Annotated in this window: 21 protein-coding genes and 1 tRNA gene; 15 read left to right on the forward strand and 7 right to left on the reverse strand. The window is 70.7% G+C overall.

Annotated features, from left to right (window positions below; genetic code table 11):
* The first annotated feature begins 127 nt into the window (after nt 1–127).
* Nucleotides 128–1,201, forward strand: a complete 1,074-nt coding sequence (locus tag ABF401_RS14785) for a LacI family DNA-binding transcriptional regulator (RefSeq protein WP_353510334.1) — start codon at nt 128–130, stop codon at nt 1,199–1,201.
* Here ABF401_RS14785 and ABF401_RS14790 read toward each other — a convergent pair.
* Nucleotides 1,102–2,406 (reverse strand): lactate racemase domain-containing protein, encoded by a 1,305-nt coding sequence (locus ABF401_RS14790; protein WP_353510335.1) that lies wholly within the window; start codon nt 2,404–2,406, stop codon nt 1,102–1,104. The genes ABF401_RS14785 and ABF401_RS14790 overlap by 100 nt on opposite strands.
* A 109-nt stretch (nt 2,407–2,515) precedes the next feature.
* On the opposite strand from ABF401_RS14790, the gene ABF401_RS14795 reads away from it, so the two are divergent.
* Nucleotides 2,516–3,958: a mannitol dehydrogenase family protein gene (locus ABF401_RS14795; protein ID WP_353510336.1), complete on the forward strand. Its 1,443-nt coding sequence runs from the start codon at nt 2,516–2,518 to the stop codon at nt 3,956–3,958.
* 66 nt (nt 3,959–4,024) lie between these two features.
* On the opposite strand, the gene nhaA is transcribed toward ABF401_RS14795, so the two are convergent.
* The 3 genes from nhaA to ABF401_RS14810 are packed head-to-tail and all read right to left on the reverse strand — an operon-like array spanning nt 4,025 to nt 6,546.
* The gene (gene nhaA, locus ABF401_RS14800; protein ID WP_353510337.1) at nt 4,025–5,266 is read right to left on the reverse strand and encodes a Na+/H+ antiporter NhaA; all 1,242 of its coding nucleotides are present in this window, start codon (nt 5,264–5,266) and stop codon (nt 4,025–4,027) included.
* Nucleotides 5,266–5,877, reverse strand: a complete 612-nt coding sequence (locus ABF401_RS14805) for an ASCH domain-containing protein (RefSeq protein ID WP_353510338.1) — start codon at nt 5,875–5,877, stop codon at nt 5,266–5,268. Before ABF401_RS14805 ends, nhaA begins: the two co-directional genes overlap by 1 nt.
* A 21-nt stretch (nt 5,878–5,898) precedes the next feature.
* Complete coding sequence (locus tag ABF401_RS14810; protein ID WP_353510339.1) at nt 5,899–6,546, reverse strand: hypothetical protein; 648 nt, start codon at nt 6,544–6,546, stop codon at nt 5,899–5,901.
* 104 nt (nt 6,547–6,650) lie between these two features.
* On the opposite strand from ABF401_RS14810, the gene ABF401_RS14815 reads away from it, so the two are divergent.
* Nucleotides 6,651–7,043, forward strand: coding sequence for a hypothetical protein (locus tag ABF401_RS14815; RefSeq protein WP_353510340.1), 393 nt, complete (start codon nt 6,651–6,653; stop codon nt 7,041–7,043).
* An 80-nt stretch (nt 7,044–7,123) separates the two neighbouring features.
* Here the strand turns inward: ABF401_RS14815 and ABF401_RS14820 are convergent, their stop codons facing one another.
* Both ABF401_RS14820 and ABF401_RS14825 read right to left on the reverse strand, forming a co-directional pair.
* Nucleotides 7,124–7,540, reverse strand: coding sequence for an Hsp20/alpha crystallin family protein (locus tag ABF401_RS14820; RefSeq protein WP_353510341.1), 417 nt, complete (start codon nt 7,538–7,540; stop codon nt 7,124–7,126).
* A gap of 126 nt (nt 7,541–7,666) precedes the next feature.
* Nucleotides 7,667–7,978, reverse strand: a complete 312-nt coding sequence (locus tag ABF401_RS14825; RefSeq protein WP_353510342.1) for an antibiotic biosynthesis monooxygenase family protein — start codon at nt 7,976–7,978, stop codon at nt 7,667–7,669.
* A 185-nt stretch (nt 7,979–8,163) separates the two neighbouring features.
* On the opposite strand from ABF401_RS14825, the gene ABF401_RS14830 reads away from it, so the two are divergent.
* Nucleotides 8,164–9,870: a SulP family inorganic anion transporter gene (locus ABF401_RS14830; protein WP_353510343.1), complete on the forward strand. Its 1,707-nt coding sequence runs from the start codon at nt 8,164–8,166 to the stop codon at nt 9,868–9,870.
* 19 nt (nt 9,871–9,889) lie between these two features.
* Here ABF401_RS14830 and ABF401_RS14835 read toward each other — a convergent pair.
* Nucleotides 9,890–9,961: transfer RNA gene (locus ABF401_RS14835), tRNA-Arg, on the reverse strand.
* Nucleotides 9,962–10,200: 239 nt separating this feature from the next.
* Between ABF401_RS14835 and ABF401_RS14840 the strand changes: the two genes are divergently transcribed.
* The 11 genes from ABF401_RS14840 (at nt 10,201) to ABF401_RS14890 (ending at nt 22,529) form a co-directional block, all read left to right on the forward strand.
* Complete coding sequence (locus ABF401_RS14840) at nt 10,201–11,013, forward strand: DALR anticodon-binding domain-containing protein (protein ID WP_353510344.1); 813 nt, start codon at nt 10,201–10,203, stop codon at nt 11,011–11,013.
* 2 nt (nt 11,014–11,015) lie between these two features.
* Nucleotides 11,016–12,434, forward strand: coding sequence for a diaminopimelate decarboxylase (gene lysA / locus ABF401_RS14845; RefSeq protein ID WP_353510345.1), 1,419 nt, complete (start codon nt 11,016–11,018; stop codon nt 12,432–12,434).
* A 38-nt stretch (nt 12,435–12,472) separates the two neighbouring features.
* Entirely contained in the window at nt 12,473–13,864 is a 1,392-nt protein-coding gene (locus ABF401_RS14850) for a homoserine dehydrogenase (RefSeq protein WP_353510346.1), read from the forward strand.
* The gene (gene thrC, locus ABF401_RS14855; RefSeq protein WP_353510347.1) at nt 13,864–14,958 is read left to right on the forward strand and encodes a threonine synthase; all 1,095 of its coding nucleotides are present in this window, start codon (nt 13,864–13,866) and stop codon (nt 14,956–14,958) included. The genes ABF401_RS14850 and thrC overlap by 1 nt, the downstream gene beginning before the upstream one ends.
* A gap of 2 nt (nt 14,959–14,960) precedes the next feature.
* Nucleotides 14,961–15,914, forward strand: a complete 954-nt coding sequence (thrB, locus tag ABF401_RS14860; RefSeq protein ID WP_353510348.1) for a homoserine kinase — start codon at nt 14,961–14,963, stop codon at nt 15,912–15,914.
* 261 nt (nt 15,915–16,175) lie between these two features.
* The gene (rho, locus tag ABF401_RS14865) at nt 16,176–18,287 is read left to right on the forward strand and encodes a transcription termination factor Rho (protein WP_502908256.1); all 2,112 of its coding nucleotides are present in this window, start codon (nt 16,176–16,178) and stop codon (nt 18,285–18,287) included.
* A 115-nt stretch (nt 18,288–18,402) separates the two neighbouring features.
* Nucleotides 18,403–19,359 carry a putative endonuclease domain-containing protein gene (locus ABF401_RS14870; protein ID WP_353510350.1) on the forward strand — a complete coding sequence of 319 codons (957 nt, stop codon included), beginning with the start codon at nt 18,403–18,405 and terminating at the stop codon, nt 19,357–19,359.
* Between the two features lie 191 nt (nt 19,360–19,550).
* Complete coding sequence (gene rpmE / locus ABF401_RS14875) at nt 19,551–19,766, forward strand: 50S ribosomal protein L31 (protein ID WP_353510351.1); 216 nt, start codon at nt 19,551–19,553, stop codon at nt 19,764–19,766.
* Nucleotides 19,767–19,850: 84 nt separating this feature from the next.
* Nucleotides 19,851–20,930 (forward strand): peptide chain release factor 1, encoded by a 1,080-nt coding sequence (gene prfA / locus ABF401_RS14880; RefSeq protein ID WP_353510352.1) that lies wholly within the window; start codon nt 19,851–19,853, stop codon nt 20,928–20,930.
* Nucleotides 20,927–21,802, forward strand: coding sequence for a peptide chain release factor N(5)-glutamine methyltransferase (gene prmC / locus ABF401_RS14885; protein ID WP_353510353.1), 876 nt, complete (start codon nt 20,927–20,929; stop codon nt 21,800–21,802). The genes prfA and prmC overlap by 4 nt, the downstream gene beginning before the upstream one ends.
* Before the next feature lie 49 nt (nt 21,803–21,851).
* Complete coding sequence (locus tag ABF401_RS14890) at nt 21,852–22,529, forward strand: L-threonylcarbamoyladenylate synthase (protein WP_353510354.1); 678 nt, start codon at nt 21,852–21,854, stop codon at nt 22,527–22,529.
* Nucleotides 22,530–22,549 lie beyond the last annotated feature (20 nt).

Genomic DNA, 22,549 nt, shown 5'->3' on the forward strand with positions numbered 1-22,549 from the left:
GCTGACCAGAGGGGTCCCGCGCTCGCGGGACCTCTCTGTCGTACCGGTGCTCGCAGTCACCGGCACGCCCCGGTCCGGGGTCCGACACTGACTGTCCGTCTCGCGCCCGCGCCTCTAGGTTGGCCGCATGGATCGCCGACCGACGATCTACGACGTGGCCCGGGCCGCGGGCGTCGCCGCCTCGACCGTGTCGCGAGCGTTCGCGCGTCCGGGACGGGTCAAGGCCGAGACCGCCACCAGGATCTTCGAGGCGGCGGAGCTGCTGGGCTACCGCTCGACGGTGCTGCCCGGGCTCGCATCGGCCAGGACCGCCACGTTGGCGCTCGTCGTCACCGACATCACCAACCCGTTCTACGCAGACATCATCCGCGGGGCGCACGAGGCAGCGCACGAGCTGGGCTACACCGTGCTGCTCTCGCACACCCAGGAGGACGCACGGCTCGAGCGGGAGTGGACGGAGCGAGAGCTCTCGGCTGTCGAAGGCGTCCTTCTCGCGAGTTCCCGCATGTCCGACAGCGCCATCCGGATGATGGCGAAGCAGAAGCCGGTCGTCGTCCTCAACCGCCGGCTCCCGGAGGTGCCGTGCATCTTCGTGGACAACGCCCGCGGAATGCGACGAGCCCTCGAGCACCTCACCGAGCTGGGTCACGACACAGTGACCTACGTCGCCGGTCCCGAGGCCAGCTGGACCGACGGCAGGCGGTGGCTGGCCCTCCGTGAGTCCGCCGTCGAGCTCGACGTCCAGGTGCGGCGGATCGGCCCGTGCAACACCCCGACCGTCCGGGCCGGTTTCGGCCGGGCGCGTGAGGTCGTCGAAGCGTCCTCCAGCGCTGTCGTCGGCTACAACGACGCCGTGGCCATCGGCGTCGTCAAGGGCCTGACCCGCCTCGGCGTTCCGGTGCCCGACGAGGTGAGCGTGGTCGGCTTCGACAACACGCTGCTCGCCGACATCATCGAACCGGAGCTGACGACGGTCGCGGCGCCCTTGCACGCCATGGGCGCCACGGCGGTTCGCACCCTCGTGGCCATGATCGGGGGCGCTGTACCGAGTCGCGAGCCCATCGTCATGCCGGCCCGCCTGGTGGTGCGTCGGTCGACGGCTCAGCGCAGCCGGAAGAGGACCTCTCCCGCGTTCGGCACGACGAGGGTCTCCCCGTCGGCCTCGGCCGCGGCGAGGTCGATCGAGTCCGGGTCGAGGTAGCCGAGGTTGGCCGCGTGGCAGACCTCCTCGGGGATCCGGGTGGCCAGGGTGACCTTGACCCGGAGGCGCTCCTCTCCCGTCTCGGCGTCATAGGTGCCGGCACCGCGCAGGTGCGTCGAGTGGGCGAGCGTCCCCCAGTGGAGGTGCTTGAAGCGGTCCCACTGCTTCACGAAGTAGTCGCGGCAGTGGTAACCGATGTCGTTGATCTCGGGGTGGCTCGTCGAGATCTCGGTGATGTGCGGCGCGTAGAGGATCACCTCGCCACCGTCCGCGACGGCCGGCTCGAGCTTGTAGAAGCCCTTCGCGCCGGTCCAGATGTCCGCGTACATCTGCGGAATGATCGAGATGACGCGTCTGACCGGCTCGTCGAGGTAGGTGACGTGGGTGGCCGCGCACACCTGGGCTGCGTTGGCCCAGGCCGCCACGGTGTCGCCGAAGGAGACCGAGTGCAGGTCGAGCGATCCACTCACGCCGACGACGCAGATGGCGAGCTTCTGCGCCGGGACGAGAGCGGCCCCCTCGTTGATGAGCGCACGGACGGGCGTGATCTCGGTCGTGCCGATGATCTCCGCCGAGGTGATGAGGGCGCCGAGCCAGTGCGAGACGTCGATGATCGCCTGGCCGGCGACGCCGGGGAAGAAGTACTTGTTGCCGCCGGAGATGCCGACGACCTCGTGCGGGAGGACCGGTCCCACGACGAGTGCCACGTCGTGGTCCACGACCGCTCGGTTGAGCAGCACCGGGACGTCCATGGACAGCCGGCCCTCGGAGAGCTCCTCGAGGCGTGCTGCCGGGATGGTGCCGAGGTTGGCGAACGTCCCTGCGTCCCACCACTGGTGGTTGACCACCGCCATGCCCGGATAGGTCTCCGCGAGCCGTCCCGCCGTGAAGCCGAGATGGCGGGCGAGGGCCCTCTCGCTCATCGGCTGGTGGGTGCCCAGCGCGACGAGCGTCGTCATGCGGGAGGCCCGGCCGTGCAACGCGCCGTGGACCGCCTTGAGCAGCAGCGGCATCGGGCAGCTCCGCGTGGCGTCGGGAACGATGATGCACACGCTCTTGCCGTCGAGGTCGGCGGCGTGGAGCTGCTCCGCGATGAAGCGCGTCACCGCGTCCGGCTCGAGGACTCCCTCCGTCCCACCGAGTCGGGCGGCTCGGCGAGCCGCGAGCTCGGGCAACTCCTCTGAGGTGGGTACTGCTGTCGTCACGCCCCCACTGTTGCCGGGCACCTGGGCCGTGACAAGCCCCCGAGGCAACTGGTGGCAACCCTCGTAGACTCGACAGGGCCTGCGTCGCCCCACGAAAGGCGTTTCTGCTGTGACCAGCCAGGACGAGTCGTATGCCGCTGAGCCGGCTCCCAGCACACGCCCGCACACCCGCGGGCTGAGCCGTCAGACGGACGGGCGCCCGGCGGCCCCCGTGCGCCTGGTGCACCTGGGAGTCGGCAACTTCTTCCGGGCCCACGCCGCCTGGTACACGGAGCACGCCACGGACGCGGCTGACTGGGGCTACGCCGCCTTCACCGGCCGGTCACCAGCCATCGCGGAGACCCTCGCGGGCCAGGACGGGCTCTACACGCTCCTCGTCCGAGGGCCCGATGGTGCTCGCCCGGAGGTCATCTCCAGCCTGAGCGCCGTCCACGCCGGGGACGACCTCGACGCCCTTCGCGGCTACTTCGCGGACCCCGTTGTGGCCGTCGTGACGATCACCGTGACGGAGGCGGGGTATCGACGGGCAGCGGACGGGGGGCTCGACGTCGCGGCGAAGGACGTGGCCGCCGACATCGCGGCGCTCCGGGAGGACCCGGCCGGCGGTGTCGTCACGACAACGCCGGGCCGGCTCACCGCAGGGCTGCTCGCGCGCCGCGCCGCCATGGCCGGGCGAATCGCGATCGTGCCCAACGACAACGTGCCCGAGAACGGCGAGATGGCCGCGCGGGTCGTGGGTGACCTCGCCCGGGCCGTCGACCCGGTGCTCGAGGCCTGGCTGGCGGCCAACGTCTCGTTCGTCACGACGATGGTCGACCGGATCACTCCGCGCACGACCGACGACGACCGGGCCGAGGTGGCGCGGCAGCTCGGCGTCGAGGACCCGGCGGTCGTGCCGACCGAGCCCTTCACGGAGTGGGTACTGGCCGGAGATTTCCCCAACGGACGACCGGACTGGGACAGCGCGGGCGCGGCGCTCGTCGATGACGTCCGCCCGTTCGAGCAGCGCAAGCTGTGGCTGCTCAACGGGTCGCACTCGCTCATGGCCTACGGGGCCTCGACAGTGGGGCACGAGACCGTCGCCGACGCCATCGCCGATCCCGAGGTCCGGTCCTGGGTCGAGCAGTGGTGGGACGCCGCCGCAGCCCACCTCAGCCTCCCCGCCGACGACGTCGACAGGTACCGGCAGGCGCTGCTCGACCGCTACTCCAATGCCTCGATCCGCCACCTGCTGGCCCAGATCGCCGCCGACGGCTCGCAGAAGATCCCGATCCGCGCGGTCCCGGTCGTGCAGGCAGAGCTGGCAGCCGGCCGCGTGAGCCGCGGCGCCCTGCGCCTCGTCGCCGCCTGGATCGCCCATCTGCGCGGCGCCGGGGCGCCGGTCACCGACGCCCACGCGGACCAGGTCGTGCCCCTCGGAGCCGGCAGCGTCGAGGAGGCGACCCGTCGCACCCTTGAGTGGCTCGCGATCGACGGCGGCGAACTCCATGACCGGGTGGTCACCGAGGTGACGGGTCTCGTCGCGGGTCTCGAGGCACGTCGACGACGCTGAGGTCACCGAGTCGCGACCGCGCTGACGACGCGGAGCGAGCCCAGCGGCATACGGCACTGGCTTTCCTCAGCCGCGAGGCAACGCCTCGCCGCGTCGCTCGTGCACCCGGGACCGCCAGGCCAGCAGCACCGCTGCGAGTCCTGCCGAGAGCAGCGAGGCGATGAGGATCCCAGCCTTGCCGATCTCCTCGGCCCTGCCGTCGAAGGTCAGCGAGTTGATGAGCAGCGAGACGGTGAAGCCGATGCCAGCGGTGCACGACACGGCGAGCAGGTCGTTCCACGCTCCACGTGCGTCGGGGTGCAGCCTCAGGAGGCGGGCGCCCAGCAGGGTCGCCGCGACGATGCCGATCGGCTTGCCGAGGACCAGTCCAAGGATGATGCCGAGTGCGATCGGGCTGGCAAAGGCGTCGCCGAGCATGCCCGGCGTCACCGGCATGCCGACCGCGAAGAAGGCGAAGACGGGCACGGCGAACCCAGCGCTGAAGGGCCGCCAGACGTGCTCGTACCGCTCGGCGAGTGACTCGCTCTCCGCGTCGCGAGGCACCGCCGGCACGGTGAAGGCCAGGGCGGCCCCGGTGATCGTCGCGTGGATCCCCGACGAGTGGACCGCCCACCAGGACAGCACGCCCACGATGAACAGGAGTGCGGGACTCGTCCGGCGCCGCACGAGCCAGCCGAAGGCGGCGATGCCCGCCACGCCGGCGAGCAGCCAGAGCAGGTTGAGCCCGTGTGCGAAGACCGTGGCGATGATGATGATCCCGCCGAAGTCGTCGGCGACCGCGAGCGTGAGCAGGAACGCGCGCAGCGAGGTCGGCAGCCGGCGGCCGAAGGCAGACATGACGGCCACGGCGAACGCGATGTCGGTCGCAGTGGGCACTGCCCAACCCGCCGGATCGCCGTTGGCCACGGTGTTGACGAGCAGGTAGATGGCCGCCGGCGCAGCCATCCCGCCGAGGGCGGCGATGACGGGCAGGGTCGCCCGCCGCGGGCTGCTCAGCTCGCCGACGGAGAACTCACGCTTGAGCTCGAGACCGACGACGAAGAAGAAGACGGCGAGCAGCCCGTCCGTCGCCCAGGTCGCGATGGTGAGGTCCAGGCCGAGCCGGGCCGGGCCGACGACGGTGTCCGAGATCGTGCGATACACCGAGGCCCAGGGCGAGCTGGCCCAGACCAGCGCGATGACACTGGAGAAGAGCAGGAGCAGGGCGCCGACGTTCTCGGCCCGGAGCGTGTCGAGGAAGTTGCGCTCCCCGCCCTTGGTCAGCGGCCCGAAAAGGGTCCGACCGGTGCCGTCGCTCCGGCCCGCCATCACCCTCCTCCTATGTGGTCCAGGTAGGCGGCCCCCCGTGGCGACAGCTCGTAGCCCACGTCGTGGCTGATCGTGAGACCAAGCGACTTCAGCTTGCGGATGTCGGCCTTCATCGGCAGCAGCTCCACCCCTCGGAGGGCCGCGAGCTCCTTCGAGACGACGCGCGGGTTGTCGCGGATCCACGCCAGGATCTGGCGAGTCCACGGGCCGGTCGGCCGGGCGTCGAGCCGAGCGAGGCGGCGCTCGATCTCCGCCAGCTCAGCGGCCTCGGGGAGCCGCTCGCGCAGGGCTGTTCGGGGGTCCTCCCCGGCCCAGCTCACGTGGATCCGGTAGACGTTCTCGCCCCCTCTGCTGCCCCGGGCGCTCGGCTTGAGGTCCCTCGGAGCGAGCGCCGTCCGCAGGGCCGCGGCGTCCTGCATCCCCGCTGCCCGCGCGGCACGGTCCGAGATCCCGTCCACGTCCTTGACCCGCACGACCCGCGTGAACGTGACCACGCCTGCCGAGGTGAGCTGCGTGCCGCCGACCTTGACCCGTGGGGCGTCCCAGCGGCGGTACAGCGTCCTCACGCGACCGTCTCTGATGGCTTCGGCGATCGGCTTGGAGATCAGCACACGGTCATGGTGCCAGAGCGCCTAATCGGCGCCCACCGAGTCGACCACCTCAGGCGTCCGGATCCGTCGCACGTGCGTGGTGCCGGGATGGCCGTCCGCGAAGCCGACGCGCACCTCGTAGCCCGTGGCTGTCCCGTCGTCGAGACGCACGGCCCACTGCGCGTTCGCGTGCTCCTCGGCGGTGACCGAGAGGCCCGCAGTCGCGGCGTCCGGAGCTGCCTCCTCGATCCGCCGTCGAGCAAGGGCGAGCGCCTCGTCATGACCGAGCTCCGTCATCCGTGCCGCCGGGAAGGCGTCGATGACGGAGCGGAAGGCCGCGGCAACGGCGGCCTCCATGGCCTCGTGCTGGACGTTCCGCTCGGTGGGATCCGTCTCGTCGGCCCGGACGGTCGGCCGCGGCAGCGAGACGTCCACGTCGAGGGCGCTGGCCGAGTCGGCGCCGAGGCGGTGCTCGCGGCCGATACGGACGGTGCAGCCCTCCGGGGTGTCCATCAGCTCGACGACTGGCGACAGGGCGGACAGGTAGGTCGTGTCGTCGTGGGGCGGTGCCGGTTCGGCGAGCTCGAGATCGAGGAGGAAGACCTCGTCCGGGCCGTCGGGCGCCTCGAGCGTGACCTTGACGCGGACCGCGTCGACGAGAGCCGGGTCCCGGAGGGGCGGGGGCACCATGGCATCAGCGTCGCGTCCGGGGGCTCTGGGGTCAACGCTGGAACTCGTGGGGCGCCTCCGCGGTGTGAGGCGCGCGGGGTCGCCTCGGCACGTACGGTGGGCAGATGATCAGCGTCGACCTGGCCCGCCGGCTCCTGTCGGAGGGGGTGCTCTGGGAGCCCCAGCCGGGCGATCGCTTCATGATCGACCAGCCCACGCTGCTCGACGAGGTGTTCTGGATCAGCGAGCTGACCATCGACGTGCACACCTACCAGGGGCAGCCGATCCTCGGCTTCAACGGCACGACGGAGTGGGCGCTGGACTCGGTGACCCTCGACAAGGCGATCTGGCTACCGCGTGAGGACCAGCTGCGTGACCTGCTCGGTTATCGCTTCCTCGCACTGAACCCCATCGAGGGTGGCTGGTGCGTCACGATCGCGACCGCCGATGGCGACCGGCTGTTCTCGGCCGAGGATGCCGAGGACGCCTACGCTCTCGCCCTGCTCAGCTTCGTCTGAGCCGGCCCTGAGTCAGCGGTCGGCACAACGAAGGGCTCGCCGGGTGCCTGCTGCCCGGCGAGCCACACTCGTGCGGTCCGCTACTCCTCGCGCTTGACCGGGATCGTCGTCGCGACACGCTCTGGCGAGCCGATGGGGACGCGGATCTCCAGGACGCCGTCGGTGTAGGTCGCCTTGACGTCGTCGGCCGTCACGTCGCGGGGAAGGCCAATGCTGCGGGTGAAGGAGCCGTAGTGCATCTCGCTCCGGTTCTTCTCCTTGATCTCCTCGCGCCGCTCTCCGCTGATGGTGAGGACGTCGCCCTCGATGGACACGGTGACGTCCTCGTCCGGGTCGATCCCGGGCAGGTCCGCGCGGACGATGTACGTGTCACCCTCCAGGTAGTCCTCCACGTGGAGGTAGGGAGCCAGGCCCATGCCTCGGGTGTTCAGGCCGGTGTCGAACCAGTCGAACAGGTCTGCCAGGGTGTGCGAAGGCCGCTTCGCGATGTTCGCCATCACTCATCACTCTCTTCTCGCTGTGGGTAGGCGAAGGCATGGTCACGTACGGTCATCGTCACGCGGGCCTCTCAGCGGGCCAAGGGACGAAGGTCCCGGATCATCGGGCCCAGTGCCGACCTCTCCTCAGCCGTTCGTGTTGCGCACGTCGAGGACGACCTCGAACTCGAGCAGCTCCGCCGCCGTCGCGACGGGCGCGCCGTGCTCGCCCGTGTGAGCGGCCCGTGCGTCACCATCACGCCAGGCCGCATAGGACTCCTCGTCCTCCCACTGGGTGACCACGAAGTAGCGCTCGTCGCCCTGGACCGGCCGCAGCAGCTGGAACCCGAGGAAGCCCGGCGACCGGTCGACGACCCCGGCCCGTTGCGAGAACCGGCGCTCGAGCTCGGCTGCGGCCGCCGTGGGCACGGAGATGGCGTTGATCTTCACGATGGACATGAGCCAACCGTATGCCGCTGGACCCAAGCCGGGTCCTGCTGGTGAATCTGGCCCCTCCTGACCCGGATCGCGCGACCATCGTCGAGGGACCTCGCGGCCGGTGATCCGGAATCACCCCTCGTCCCAGCGTCTGATGACATCGAGTAAGGAGGACTGGACATGGGCCTGGTCGTGCGGGTGCTCCGATGAGCACCGTCGAGTCCACTCCGCCAGACGTCCCCGGGATCGCCCGATTCCTGCCCATCGTCGGCTGGCTTCGCGACTATGACCGGAGCTGGCTTCGGGGTGACGTGATCGCCGGAGTGACCGTGGCGGCGCTCATCGTGCCTAAGAACCTTGGGTATGCGGGTATCGCCGGCATCCCGCTCCAGAACGGCCTCTACGCCGCCGCTGCCGGCGCAGTCCTCTACGCCATCTTCGGCACCTGTCGACAGATCTCGATGGGTCCGAGCTCCGGCCTGGCCGCGGTGGCGGCCAGCGCGGTGGCGACCGCGGGCCTCACGGCGCCGGGCGACGTCGCGACGTTCGTGGCGGGGATCACCCTGATCTCCGGGCTCCTCTTCCTCCTGCTCGCCCTCCTGCGGATGGGCTGGATCTCCCAGTTCCTGTCCCGGGCCGTGGTCACCGGGTTCCTGTTCGGCGCGGCGATCGATGTTGTCATCGGGGAACTCGCGAAGCTCACCGGCACCGAGACCTCCGGCACGAACTCGCTCCAGGAATTCCGCTCCTGGCTGGGTTCTCTCGGCGAGACGCACCTGCTGACGCTCGCCGTCGGGGTCGTGTCACTCGCCGTGGTCTTCGGCATCCGACACGTGGCTCCGCGCGTCCCGGGAGCGCTTGTCCTCGTCGTCGGAGGCCTCATCGCGTCGTACCTCTTCGACTTCGGCGACAAGGGCGTCGCTCTCGTCGGCGACGTCCCGAGCGGCCTTCCGTCTTTCGACGTCCCCAGCCCGTCGCTGCTCCTCGACCACGGCGGGACCGCGATTGTCGCTGCTGTCGCGCTGATGCTGATCGGCTTCTCCCAGACCGCCGGCGACGCGCGCGCCTTTGCGGCCAAGCACCGCTACCAGATCGACGTGGACCAGGAGTCGGTCGCTCAGGCCGCGGCCAACATCGGTTCGGGGGTGTTCCACGGCATGCCCGTCTCGACGAGTCTGTCCGCCAGCTCCCTCAACGACCACTCCGGGGCCAAGACCGGGCTCGCGTCCATCACCAGCGGTGTCACCGTCCTGCTGACCTTGCTGTTCCTGGCGCCGCTCTTCTCCCAGCTGCCCAAGCCCGTCCTCGGGGCGCTGATCATCGAGGCAGTCGTCATGGGCATGATGAACGTCCCCGAGATGCGCCGGATCTACCGGGTGCAGCGGTTCGACTTCTGGGTCGCGATCGTTGCGATTCTCGGCACGTTGGCCTTCGGTGTGCTCGCGGGCGTCATCTTGGGGATCGGCCTGTCGCTGTTGTGGCTCATCGCCGTGGCCACGCACCCGCAGATGCCGACTCTCGGACGGGAGCCCGGTACCCAGGTGTTCCGGGACGTCATCGAGAACCCGGACGACGAGCAGATCCCGGGCGTGGCCGTCGTCCGCCTCGACGGCGGCCTCTTCTTCGCAACCGCGGATGCCCTGGAGGACCGGATCCGCACCGTGATCCAGTCCGAGGGTCCCCGCTGCGTGGTGCTCGACTGTGAAGGCATCAACTTCCTCGACTCGCAGGGCTCCGCGACGATTGACGACCTCCTCGCGCTCTGCCGCCAGGCGGACGTCACCCTCCGGCTCGCCCGAGTCAAGCCCGGGGTCCGCGGGGTGCTGGAACGGGAAGGGGTCACCGAGCGTCTCGGTGACGACCACGTCCATGGCAACGTGCACCGTGCGGTCGAGGCACATCTCAACGGCTGAGCTGCTGAGATCACTACGGTGCCCCCGGCAGGATTCGAACCTGCGCTCCCGCCTCCGGAGGGCGGTGCTCTATCCCCTGAGCTACGGGGGCGGCCGTGCACTGTCGTGCGCCACGTGAGGTTAGCAGCACCGGGGCCGGATCGCGGAATTCGGCCCCTCAACCACGACCCGCCGCAACACCCCGAGCAGCAGTCAACCGCAGGCGGTTATTTCCGTGCTGGGCTGACTGCTGCTCGGTGTGTTGCTGTTTTGGGGGGCGGGAGGAGCGGAACCGCGCATGACCGGGGAGGAGCTCAGCGGCATACGGCATGGTGTCTTTAGACTCGCGGGATGACTCCCGAGGCGCTGCGCCGGCTGCTGGAGCAGGTCGCCGCCACCGCCGCGCGAGTCGGGGAGCTGCCCGACGAGGCGGAGGCCGGGCCCCCCGCGGGGCCGATCTTCGAGCCGGTCGACGGACGCTCGGCGGGGGTCGTGGCGGACTGGGTGACGCCGGTTGCCCAACGCTGGGCGCCTGAGCTGGACCTCGAGCCGCTCGAGCTCGGGCGGGTGCTCGCCCAGCGCCTCATCGACCACCACTCCATCGACGCGGTAGAGGTGGCCCCGTCAGGGTTGCTGTCCCTCACGCTCGCCGACTCCGATCGCTGCGCCATCATCGACGTGGTGCTCGAGCACGAGGCGACCTACGGGCTGCCACCCGGTCAGCGTGTCCCCGTGGTCGACGCCAACGGTCAGCGCTCCGACCTGCCGGCCTGGCTGGGGAGCGATCCGGCCGTGCGAACCGCCCAGCAGGCCCACGCGCGGCTCCTCCGCCTCGTCCGCAACGCCCGAGCCGTCGGCGTCGAGATCCGCCCCTCCGACCGCCGCGAGGACCTGGGTCACGTCGCCGAGCGGCTCCTGCTCGTCGCGCTGGCGGACTTCCCCCAGCGGATGGACCGGCACGAGGGGGACAGCGCCCAGCAGGTCCGGGCCGTCATCGACCTCGCAGCCCGGGCCGATGCCTGGAACCAGCCCATCCGGCCGATGACCATCGACGAGCGCGTGAGGGGCATCCACGGTGCACGACTGGCGCTCGCCGTCGCGGCCGCCATCGTCTTGCGCAATGGACTCGGGCGGCTCGGCGCCCCAGCCCCCGAGAGGATGTAGGCATGCGCGCACATGAGGCGGGCGCCCTCCATGCCGAGGGCTACCGCGGGCCGGTCTGGCTCGAGACGCCCGGCGACGTCAACGCGCTCGTGCCGTCCCTCTGGGCCTCATCCGTCGGTCGGGGCGAGGATGGGGCGCTGACCGTCGCAGGGGTGAGCGTCGTCGACCTGGCGCGCGAGTTCGGCACGCCCGCCTACGTGCTCGACGAAGGCGACTTCCGTTCCCGTGCGCGCGAGTTCAAGCAGACCTATGCGGACGTCTTCGACGAGCTGTGCGGCGGGGCGGACGTGTTCTACGCCGGCAAGGCCTTCCTCTGCACCCAGGTCGCGCGGTGGATCCGTGACGAAGGCCTGTTCCTCGACGTGTGCACCGGTGGCGAGCTCGCCGTCGCCATGCGCGCCGGGGTCCCGGGCTCGAGCATCGGGATGCACGGCAACAACAAGAGCGTCAGCGAGATCCGCACCGCGCTCGAATACGGCATCTCGCGCATCATCGTCGACTCCTTCGCGGAGATCGAGCGCGTCTCCGCCGTCGCCGGGGAGCTCGGGGTCGTCGCGCCGGTGCTCGTCCGCGTCACCGTCGGCGTCGAGGCGCACACGCACGAGTTCATCGCGACGGCCCACGAGGACCAGAAGTTCGGGTTCTCCCTCGCCGGGGGGCGTGCGCTCGAGGCGGTCCGAGAGATCCTCGCCCGTCCGCAGACCCTGCATCTGCTCGGGCTGCACAGCCACATCGGGTCGCAGATCTTCGACACGTCCGGGTTCGAGGTCTCGGCCCGTCGGGTGCTCGGCCTGCACCTGGAGGTGGCGCGCGAGTTCGGCGTCGAGCTGCCCGAGCTCGACCTCGGTGGCGGGTTCGGGATCGCCTACACCACCGAACACGACCCGCAGTCCCCGAAGGCCCTCGCGGCCGGCATGGCCGAGATCGTCGAGCGCGAGTGCCGGGCCGACGGCGTGGCCGTCCCGCGCATCTCGATCGAGCCCGGGCGGGCGATCGCGGGGCCGAGCACCTTCACCCTCTACGAGGTGGGCACGGTCAAGCCGGTCGAGCTCGGTGGTGGGGCAAGCCGGCTCTATGTCTCGGTCGACGGCGGGATGAGCGACAACGTCCGCACCGCGCTCTACGACGCGGACTACTCGTGCACCCTGGCCAACCGCCGGTCCGACGCTGCCCCCGTCCTGGCTCGCGTCGTCGGCAAGCACTGCGAGAGCGGTGACATCGTCGTCATGGACGAGTTCCTCCCCGATGACGTCGGTCCGGGGGACCTCATCGCCGTGCCGGGCACCGGCGCCTACTGCCGGTCCTTGTCCAGCCAGTACAACCACACCCCACGGCCCCCCGTCATCGCCGTGCGGGACGGCGTGGGCCGGGTCATCGTCCGCCGGGAGACGATCGACGACCTGCTGGCACTCGATGTCTGATCGGAAGACCTGCGCCAGCATGTCCGGATCGCGAAACGATGGACGTCCAGCCCGGGCCGGAACGGGAGGATTCGCACGTGGACAGTGATGTGAGCGCCAGCACGCCTCTGCGCGTCGCCCTCCTCGGAGCCGGTGTCGTCGGTGGCGCGGTGGCGCGTCACCTGACCGAGCGTGCCGACGACATGGCGGCCCGCGTCGGCGCCCCGCTCGCGCTCGTCGGAATCGCGGTGCGCAGGCCGGGACGGGACCGCTCCGACCTCGGCGTCGACCCGTCCCTCGTCACCACCGACGCCGAGCAGCTCGTGACCCGGGCCGACCTCGTCGTCGAGGTCATCGGGGGCATCGAGCCGGCGCGCTCGCTCATCCTACGCGCCATGGAGCACGGCGCGTCGGTCGTGACGGCGAACAAGGCGCTCCTGGCCGAGGACGGCCCGCGCCTCTATGCGGCGGCTGCAGAGCACCGGGTCGACCTCTACTACGAGGCCGCGGTCGCCGGTGCGATCCCCCTGCTGCGACCGTTGCGCGAGTCGCTCGCCGGTGACGAGGTGCGCAAGGTGCTCGGGATCGTCAACGGCACCACCAACTACGTCCTCGACAAGATGGACACCAGTGGCGCGGGCTTCGAGGACGCGGTCGAGCAGGCCCAGGCGCTGGGTTACGCGGAAGCGGACCCGACCGCGGATGTCGAGGGATTCGACGCGGCCGCCAAGGCGGCGATCCTCGCCTCGCTCGCGTTCCACACCCGGGTCTCCGGCAGCGACGTCCATCGAGAGGGCATCACTGATGTCACGCCGGCAGATGTTGCCGCGGCTCGTGAGATGGACTGCGTCGTCAAGCTGCTGTCGATCTGCGAGCGGACGGATGCCGGCGTGTCCGTGCGCGTCCACCCGGCGATGATCCCGAGGTCGCATCCCCTGGCCGGGGTGCGGGACGCCTTCAACGCGGTGTTCGTCGAGGCGGACGCTGCCGGGCAGCTCATGTTCTACGGCCGGGGCGCCGGTGGCGAACCGACTGCCTCCGCCGTGCTCGGCGACCTCGTCGCCGTCGCTCGTCACCGGGTCGGTGGTGGCCTCGGTCCCGGTGAGTCGAGCTATGCGGACCTGCCGATCCTGCCCATGGGCGATGCGCAGACCCGCTACTACGTCAGCCTCGACGTCGCGGACCGCTCCGGTGTGCTCGCCAAGGTCGCGGCGGCCTTCGCCGAGCACAACGTGTCCATCGAGACCGTCCGCCAGCGGATGGTTCCCGATGAGCGCGACGGTGATCGGCACGACGTCGGCGAGGCGACGGGCAACTCCAACGCCCGTGCCAACCTCGTCATCGTCACGCATGCAGCCCCGGATGCCGCGCTGTCCGCCACCGTCGAGAGCCTCCGCACTCTGGATGTGGTCCGTGGGGTCAACTCGGTCATGCGGGTGGAAGGCTCCTGATGGCTCACCAGTGGCGCGGAGTGATTCGCGAGTACGCCGACCGGTTGCCCCTCCTCGAGGGCGCCCCCGTCGTGACCCTCCAGGAGGGCGGGACGCCGCTCATCCCCGCCGCCACGCTCTCCGACCGGGTGGGTGCGGAGGTGTACCTCAAGTACGAGGGGCTCAACCCGACCGGCTCGTTCAAGGATCGGGGCATGACCACGGCGATCTCGGTGGCCGCCAAGCACGGCGCTCGAGCGGTGATCTGCGCGAGCACGGGCAACACGAGCGCCTCGGCCGCCGCCTACGCCACCAAGGCGGGGATGACCTGTGGTGTCCTCGTCCCCGATGGCAAGATCGCGATGGGCAAGCTGAGCCAGGCGATCGCCCACGGTGCCACCCTGCTCCAGGTCGACGGCAACTTCGACGACTGCCTCACCCTCGCGCGCAAGCTCGCCGAGGCGTATCCCGTGGAGCTCGTCAACTCGGTCAACCCGGCTCGGATCGAAGGCCAGAAGACCGCTGCGTTCGAGATCGTCGACGCGCTCGGCGACGCTCCGGACATCCACTGCCTGCCGGTCGGCAACGCCGGCAACATCACGGCGTACTGGAAGGGCTATCGGGAGTACTGCGCCGATCCCGCCGTCAGCGACCATCCCGGGCCTGCCACGAAGCTGCCGATGATGTGGGGCTTCCAGGCAGCAGGCGCCGCGCCGCTCGTGCTCGGGCATCCGGTCGACAACCCGGAGACGGTTGCGACGGCGATCCGCATCGGCAACCCGGCCTCGTGGGAGCAGGCCATCGCCGCGCGGGACGAGTCCCGCGGCCGAATCGAGGCGGTCACGGACGAACAGATTCTCGAGGCACACCGGTTCCTGTCCGCCGAGGAGGGCGTCTTCGTCGAGCCCGGCTCGGCCGCCTCCGTTGCCGGCCTGCTCGCGAGCCACGCGATGGGCCTCGTGCCCTCGGGGGCGCGCATCGTGTGCACCGTCACGGGCCACGGCCTGAAGGACCCCCAGTGGGCCCTGCGCACCGCCGACGGCTCCGAGGTGACCCCGATCCGGGTGCCCGTCGACGCCTACACCGCGGCGCAGGCGCTCGGGCTCGAGGGTTGATCATGCCCCCCGCCGGACGCTCAGTGCGGATCCGCGTCCCCGCGAGCACCGCCAACCTCGGCCCCGGCTTCGACTCGATCGGCCTCGCGCTCGGCCTCTGGGACGAGTATGTCGCGACCGCCCTCGACACCCCGGGACTCGAGGTGTCCGTGACGGGGGAGAGCGCGGCGGAGGTGCCCATGGACGAGTCACACCTCGTCGTGCGGACCATGCGGCACACGTGGGACACACTGGGGGCGGTCGCCCCAGTCGGCCTGCGGCTGCACGCGTGCAACGGCGTGCCCCACGGGCGTGGGTTGGGATCCTCCGCCACCGCCATCGTCGCGGGCGTCGTTGCGGCACAATCATTGTCGTATGCCGCTGAGCTGGCTCCCGGCGCGACCGTGCCCGTTGACCTCGGGGTGGCCACTCATATCGCCAGCGTCCTGGAGGGCCATCCGGACAACGCGTCCGCGAGCGTCCACGGCGGCCTGACCGTGAGCTGGATGCCGGACGGGTCGGGCGCTGACCTCGGTGACGTCACGGTGACCGCGCGACCGGTGCTCCACCCCGACGTCGAGGTCGTCGTCTTTGTCCCGGACCAGCAGCTGGCGACCCGGCACGCGAGGGCCGTCCTCCCGGAAGCAGTGCCGCTCAAGGACGCCGCCGCCAACAGCGGTCGGGCGGCGCTCCTGGTCCACGCCCTGACCTCGGAGCCGGCGCATCTGCACGCAGCGACCCGGGACTGGCTGCACCAGGAGGCACGCCGGAAGGCGTATCCCGAGTCGATGCGCCTCGTCGACGCACTCCGGGCCGAGGGACATGCTGCGGTCGTCTCCGGTGCAGGCCCCACCGTCCTCGTCCTGACGACCACGGCTCGGCTCGCGGACGTCGTCTCGCCCTCGGCGTTGAGCCACTGGGACCGGCTGACACCTGGCATCGCGGCCACGGGCGTCAGCGCCGTGGTCGTCGCCTGACTCGCGCGGTTGCGGGGTCGGGCGAGCAGGGGTTCGTCACGATGCTAGAGTGATGGCGCACCACGGCCGCGTCGAACGCAGGTCGGTGTACCACCCCCACATTGAGGCGCTCGCCTCTGGGCGCTGCGCGCCGACGTGGATCTTGATCAGCCAGTATCTCTGGCCCAGTCCGGCCTTTTGGGAATCTCCCGGGCCGCAAACGAGGGGGAAGGATCCTTCGTGTCAGAAACAACCACCCGTCCGGTGTCGGGTCTGTCCGCAATGAAGCTGGACGAGCTCAAGACCGTGGCAACCTCGATGGGCATCAAGGGCACGGCGAGGATGCGCAAGAGCGATCTCGTCGAGGCCATCAAGGCTCGGCAGTCGGGCTCCGGCGCAGCGCCGGCAGCCGAAAGCGGCCCGTCGGCTCCTTCCGCCCCCACACGCGCTCCCCGCCGGGCCGTGCGTGCTGCCGGCGCCGCGGAAGCCGCTGCCGCCCCTGAACCGAGCCCGGCCGAGGCAGCGGCTCCGGTCGCCCGCCCCGACGCCAACCGTGCCGAGCGGGCAGCCGCCGCGGTTGCGGCCGTGTCGTCGCAGGCCTCGGCCCAGGACCGAGTCTCGGGTCGGCGCGAGGAGCGCCCTGGAGACGAGTCGGTCGACCGTGACGAGAAGAGCGGCGTGGCGCGTCCGCAGGACCGGCCCGAGCCGGAGCGCGCCGAGGCCCCGGTCCCGGACCGGGAGGGGCCGGACCGGGAGGGGCCGGACCGGGAGGGCGGCCGTCGGCAGCGAGAGCGTCGCGACCGTCGCGATCGTCAGCAGGACCACCAGGAGCGGCAGCCCGACGGGCAACAGGGCCGCCACCAGGAGCGGCAGCCCGATGGGCAACAGGGCCGCCAGCAGGGCCGCCAGCAGGACCGGCAGCAGGGCCGACAGCAGGACCGACAACAGGACCGACAGCAGGACCGACAGCAGGACCGGCAGGAGCGCGACGCCCAGCAGGAGCGGCCGCAGGAGCGGCACGACCGGCAGGACTGGCAGGACCGCGACGGTCACCAGGATCGTGAGGACCACCGCGACAGCCGGGACAACCGTGACGGCCAGCAGGGTGCCCGTTACGACGACGACGATCGCGGCAACCGTCGGAGTCGCAACCGCCAGCGCAGCCGGGACCGCAAACGTGGCCGCAGCGGGTCTGCGCAGGACTGGAGCGACGCGGAGCCGCAGATCGGCGACGACGACATCCTCGTCCCCGTGGCCGGCATCCTCGACGTGCTGGAGAACTACGCGTTCGTCCGGACGTCCGGCTACCTGCCCGGCCCGAGCGACGTGTACGTCCCGCTCGGCATGGTCAAGAAGCACGGCCTGCGCAAGGGCGACGCCGTCACCGGGGCCGTCAAAGCACTACGCGAGGGGGAGCAGCCCACCGGCAACGTCGGGCGGCAGAAGTACAACGCCCTCGTCCGACTCGACAGCGTCAACGGGCAGGGGCCGGACGACGCCCTCAAGCGGGTGGAGTTCGGCAAGCTGACGCCCCTCTATCCGCAGCAGCGCCTGCGCCTCGAGACCGAGGCGGGTCAGCTGACGACGCGCGTCATCGACCTCGTGGCGCCGATCGGCAAGGGCCAGCGCGGACTCATCGTTGCCCCGGCCAAGGCCGGCAAGACCATGGTGATGCAGGCCCTCGCCAACGCCATCACGACGAACAACCCCGAGTGCCACCTCATGGTCGTGCTCGTCGACGAGCGGCCCGAAGAGGTCACCGACATGCAGCGCGCGGTCAAGGGTGAGGTCATCGCCTCGACCTTCGACCGGCCGGCAGACGACCACACCACCGTCGCCGAGCTCGCGATCGAGCGGGCCAAGCGCCTTGTCGAGCTCGGCCACGACGTCGTCGTCCTCCTCGACTCGATCACCAAGCTCGGGCGCGCCTACAACCTGTCGGCGCCTGCGAGTGGCCGGATTCTCTCCGGTGGTGTCGACTCGGCGGCGCTCTACCCGCCGAAGAAGTTCTTCGGGGCGGCGCGCAACATCGAGAACGGCGGCTCGCTCACGATCCTCGCGACGGCGCTCGTCGAGACCGGCTCGAAGATGGACGAGGTGATCTTCGAGGAGTTCAAGGGCACCGGCAACATGGAGCTCAAGCTCGACCGCCAGCTCGCGAACCGGCGCATCTTCCCGTCCGTGGACATCAACGCGTCCGGCACGCGGCGGGAGGAGCTCCTGCTCGCCAGCGAGGAGCTGAAGATCGTCTGGAAGCTGCGTCGCGTCCTCGGCGGGCTCGACACCCCGCAGGCCATCGAGCTGCTCCTCGACCGGCTCCGGAAGACCAAGACGAACTACGAGTTCCTCACCAAGGTCAAGCAGACGAGCAGCGCCCGGCTCGACGACGACTGAGGACTGACGTCTGAGCTGCGTGCCAGGAGCGCGACATCTCGCGCTCCTGGCACGCAGGGCCAGAGCTGTCCACAGGGCGTCCTCGGCCAACCGGTGAGTTCCCCAGGATCATGGCGTGGAGCCCCAACCCCTGCGCCGCAGGAAGCAACGTCGGCGACTGTCGCGGGCCGAGCGCACTCGTGCGGCGCTCGCCATCGCTGAGCTGCACGACGGCGTGGCCCATCGAGCCGACCTCCGTTCGGTCGGGGTGACGAGGGCAGACGTGCGGACCGAGATTGGTGCCGGTCGGTGGCTGGCGGCGGGGAAGCACACGGTGCTGATCGGGTCCGGCCCGCTCACTGCAGCGGCGCTTCACTGGCAGGCCGTCTGGGAGAGCGGCTCGGGGGCCGTGCTGGACGGGGCCGCGGCGCTCGTCGCGTCGGGGCTCACCGGCTTCACGCCGACGCGGATCGACGTCTCGCTGCCTCGCAACAACCGCAGGCACTCCGTCCCCGGCGTCGTGCGTCATCTCCGCTCGACGATGCCGCCTGCGCTTGGCGTGGGCATCCCGCGGGTCAGGCCGGAGTGGGCGACCATCGATGCGGCGCAGTGGGCGCTGTCGGACCGGCAGGCCGCCCTGCTCCTCTGCCTCCCGGTCCAGCAGCGTCTGGTGTTACCGGAGCGAGTTCTCCAGGTCTGGAGCGCCACGTCGCACGGCCCCAAAGACGCCCTGCTCGATGTCCTCGTGCGTGACGTGTGCGACGGAGCGCATTCCCTGGGCGAGCTCGACTTCGCTGCTCTGTGTCGGGAGCGAGGCCTGCCCGAGCCGAGCCGGCAGGAGGTCCGTCGCCTTCCCAGCGGTCGGGTCTATCTGGACACTGGCTGGGATGACATCGCCCTCGTCGTCGAGATCGACGGCGGGCACCATGCCTTGGCACTGAACCCGGTCGACGACGCCTTGCGGCAGAACGACGTCGTTCTCTCTGGCGATCGGGTGCTGCGGATCCCGGTTCTCGGACTCCGCCTGATGCCCCGGGCCTTCATGGACCAAGTCGTTCGGGCACACCGGCGGGCGCAGTCAGCCGCAGCCTGAGTGCCAAAGGCGCGACACTTCGCGCGCTTGGCACGCAGGGCCCCACGGGCGCGGGAATGCGGGGTGCCATCCGTGCGTTTTGGGACTCGTGCGCCACCTCTGGCACACTCTTCCTTTGGACCGGTTCACGGCATCACTGGCACGACTGCACGTCTGCAGCCGACCCGGCCACTCATCTCGAGGAGATCACGTTGAAGAAGGACCTTCACCCCACGTACGTGGAGACCCAGGTGACCTGCAGCTGTGGCAACACGTTCACGACTCGCAGCACCGCGAAGAGCGGCGTCATCCACGCCGACGTCTGCTCGCAGTGCCACCCGTTCTACACGGGCAAGCAGAAGATTCTCGACACCGGTGGCCGCGTCGCCCGTTTCGAGGCCCGTTACGGCAAGAAGGCCGCCAAGTAGGTCTCCCGCTCGCCGGCTCCCACGACCTCGGTCGTCGGGGGCCGGCGTTTTTGGTGGCAACGTCCGGGACGAAGGTGAGGCACCGTGCATGAGTCAGTCCAGGGGATCCTCGACGAGTACTCCGACCTCGAGGCACGCCTCGCCAGCCCGGACATCCATGCAGACCAGGAGCTCGTCCGGACGCTGAACAAGCGCTACGCCGCACTCGGCCCGAGCGTGGCGGCCGTCCGGGCCTGGCAGGCGGCCCATGACGACCTGGGGGCCGCTCGCGAGCTCGCAGCCGAGGACCCCGCCTTCGCGGAGGAGATTCCCTCCCTCGAGCAGGCCATGGCCGACGCGGAGGAGCACCTGCGCCGCCAGCTCATCCCGCGCGACCCGGACGACGACCGCGATGTTCTCCTCGAGGTCAAGGCGGGCGAGGGCGGCGACGAGTCGGCTCTCTTCGCCGGCGACCTGCTCCGCATGTACCTCCGCTACGCCGAGCGCCGCGGCTGGCGCACCCAGATCGAGGATGCGACCGAGTCCGACCTCGGCGGCTACAAGGATGTCCGCGTGTCCATCAAGGCTCGCGGCCGGCTCGGCCAGGACGAGGGCCCCTGGGCGCGACTGAAGTACGAGGGGGGCGTCCACCGCGTCCAACGGGTCCCCGTCACGGAGAGCCAGGGCCGCATCCACACGAGCGCGGCGGGCGTGCTCGTCATGCCGGACGTCGGGGACACCGCGGAGGTCGACCTCAATCAGAACGACCTGCGGATCGACGTCTACCGCAGCTCCGGTCCCGGCGGCCAGAGCGTCAACACGACCGACTCCGCCGTGCGCATCACCCACGTGCCGACGGGTCTCGTCGTCTCCTGCCAGAACGAGAAGTCGCAGCTGCAGAACAAGGAGGCGGCCCTTCGGGTCCTCCGGGCCCGCCTGCACCAGATCGCCAAGGACGAGGCCGATGCCGAGGCATCCGCCGCCCGGCGCAGCCAGGTGCGCACGGTGGACCGCAGCGAACGCATTCGCACCTACAACTTCCCGGAGAACCGGATCTCGGACCACCGCACGGGCTTCAAGGCCTACAACCTCGACGCGGTCCTCGACGGCGACCTCGACCCGGTCGTCCAGTCCGCGCTCGACGCCGACGAGGCGGCCAAGCTCGCCGCGCTGGCGGGGGCGTGACCGACCTGCGCGCGGCAGTCCGCAACGGGACGGCGCGCCTTCGCGAGGCAGGTATTGCGTCCCCCGATGTCGATGCGGTGGAGCTCGCGGCGCACGTGCTCGGCACGCAGGCCGCCGACGTCCGTCGGCTCATGATCGTCGGGGGTGCCCTTCCCGCCACCTTCGAGCAGGCGTATGCCGCTGTGCTCGCCGAGCGCGTCCGCCGCGTCCCGCTGCAGCACCTCACCGGACGGGCCCACTTCCGTACGTTGGCCCTCGACGTCGGGCCCGGAGTCTTCGTGCCACGCCCGGAGACCGAGGTGCTCGTGGACCTCGCCCTCGCGGAAGTCGACCGGGTCTCTGGAACCGGGCTCAGCGGCATACGGCTCGTTGACCTGTGTAGTGGGTCGGGGGCGATCGCCTTCGCGGTCAAACAGGAGCGGCCTCACGTGTCCGTGCGGTCGCTGGAGCTGTCGGAGCAGGCCGTCGCGTGGGCGGCCGCCAACCGCGAGCGGCTCGGCCTCGATGTCGAGGTCGTGCAGGGGGATGCGACCGAGCCGGCCTTCCCCGACTGGGAGGGGAGGGTCGACATCGTCACCGTCAACCCGCCCTACATCCCCGTCGGCGCGGTACCGCTGGACCCCGAGGTCCGGGAGCACGATCCCGAGCTGGCGCTCTACGGCGGCAGTGCGGACGGGCTGGCGACCCCCGTGGCGGTCGCGCGGACGGCCGCGGGTCTGCTCCGGTCTGGCGGCCTGCTGCTCATGGAGCACGCGGACTCCCAGGGGCAGTCCCTGCCTGCGGCGCTGGGGCGGGTGGGTCCGTGGGTGGACATCGAGGACCACCCGGATCTGACGGGTCGGCCGCGCGTGACGTCAGCCCGTCGCGGCTGACCCGGCAGCCGTGCTGGCGAGGCCCGACCTGCCCAGTAGTCTCTGCTGAGTGAGTGAGCGCTACGACTGCACCGACCCCACTGGCCGGGCGGACGGCTTGGCCGCCGCGGGCGCCGCGGTGCGTCGCGGCGAGATCGTCGTCCTGCCGACCGACACCGTCTATGGCGTTGGGTGCGACGCCTTCGACGCAAACGCCGTTGCAGCGGTGCTCGCGGCCAAGGGCCGCGGCCGAGACATGCCGCCGCCGGTGCTTCTCCCGACGGCCAGGACCGCCCATGGCCTCGCTGCGCAGGTCCCCGGCTACGCCGAAACCCTCATGGAGCGGTTCTGGCCCGGACCGCTGACGGTGATTCTCGAGGCGCAGTCCTCCCTGCATTGGGACCTCGGCGACACGAACGGCACCGTGGCGCTCCGCGTGCCTGACAACCCGATCGCGCTCGAGCTCCTGGGCGACATCGGTCCGATGGCCGTGACAAGCGCGAACACCACTGGCGATCCCGCGGCACGCAGCCTCGACGAGGCACACCAGATGCTGGGCGAGTCCGTCGCCGTGTACCTCGACGGGGGGCCGAGCATGGACAGCGCGCCGTCGACCATCGTCGACTGCACCGGCGAGTTCCCGGTCACCCTTCGGCTCGGCGCCCTGTCCCAGGACGACATCGACGCTGCGCTCGCCGCCGGCCGCGAGCCGCAAAGCCCTGAACACCATCCCGGGTCGACGTCCTAGAGTTGAGCTGCACCCGCGAC

It is taken from the genome of Intrasporangium sp. (assembly GCF_040414665.1).
Classification (GTDB): Bacteria; Actinomycetota; Actinomycetes; order Actinomycetales; family Dermatophilaceae; genus Intrasporangium.

Coding starts and splice junctions, on each gene's coding strand:
- thrC (WP_353510347.1), top strand. CDS start 13,864: ATGGCTCACCAGTGGCGCGGAGTGATTCGCGAGTACGCCGACCGGTTG.
- ABF401_RS14785 (WP_353510334.1), top strand. CDS start 128: ATGGATCGCCGACCGACGATCTACGACGTGGCCCGGGCCGCGGGCGTC.
- thrB (WP_353510348.1), top strand. CDS start 14,961: ATGCCCCCCGCCGGACGCTCAGTGCGGATCCGCGTCCCCGCGAGCACC.
- nhaA (WP_353510337.1), bottom strand. CDS start 5,266: ATGGCGGGCCGGAGCGACGGCACCGGTCGGACCCTTTTCGGGCCGCTG.
- ABF401_RS14825 (WP_353510342.1), bottom strand. CDS start 7,978: ATGTCCATCGTGAAGATCAACGCCATCTCCGTGCCCACGGCGGCCGCA.
- ABF401_RS14840 (WP_353510344.1), top strand. CDS start 10,201: ATGACTCCCGAGGCGCTGCGCCGGCTGCTGGAGCAGGTCGCCGCCACC.
- ABF401_RS14850 (WP_353510346.1), top strand. CDS start 12,473: ATGGACGTCCAGCCCGGGCCGGAACGGGAGGATTCGCACGTGGACAGT.
- lysA (WP_353510345.1), top strand. CDS start 11,016: ATGCGCGCACATGAGGCGGGCGCCCTCCATGCCGAGGGCTACCGCGGG.
- ABF401_RS14815 (WP_353510340.1), top strand. CDS start 6,651: ATGATCAGCGTCGACCTGGCCCGCCGGCTCCTGTCGGAGGGGGTGCTC.
- ABF401_RS14830 (WP_353510343.1), top strand. CDS start 8,164: ATGAGCACCGTCGAGTCCACTCCGCCAGACGTCCCCGGGATCGCCCGA.
- ABF401_RS14810 (WP_353510339.1), bottom strand. CDS start 6,546: ATGGTGCCCCCGCCCCTCCGGGACCCGGCTCTCGTCGACGCGGTCCGC.
- ABF401_RS14820 (WP_353510341.1), bottom strand. CDS start 7,540: ATGGCGAACATCGCGAAGCGGCCTTCGCACACCCTGGCAGACCTGTTC.
- rho (WP_502908256.1), top strand. CDS start 16,176: ATGAAGCTGGACGAGCTCAAGACCGTGGCAACCTCGATGGGCATCAAG.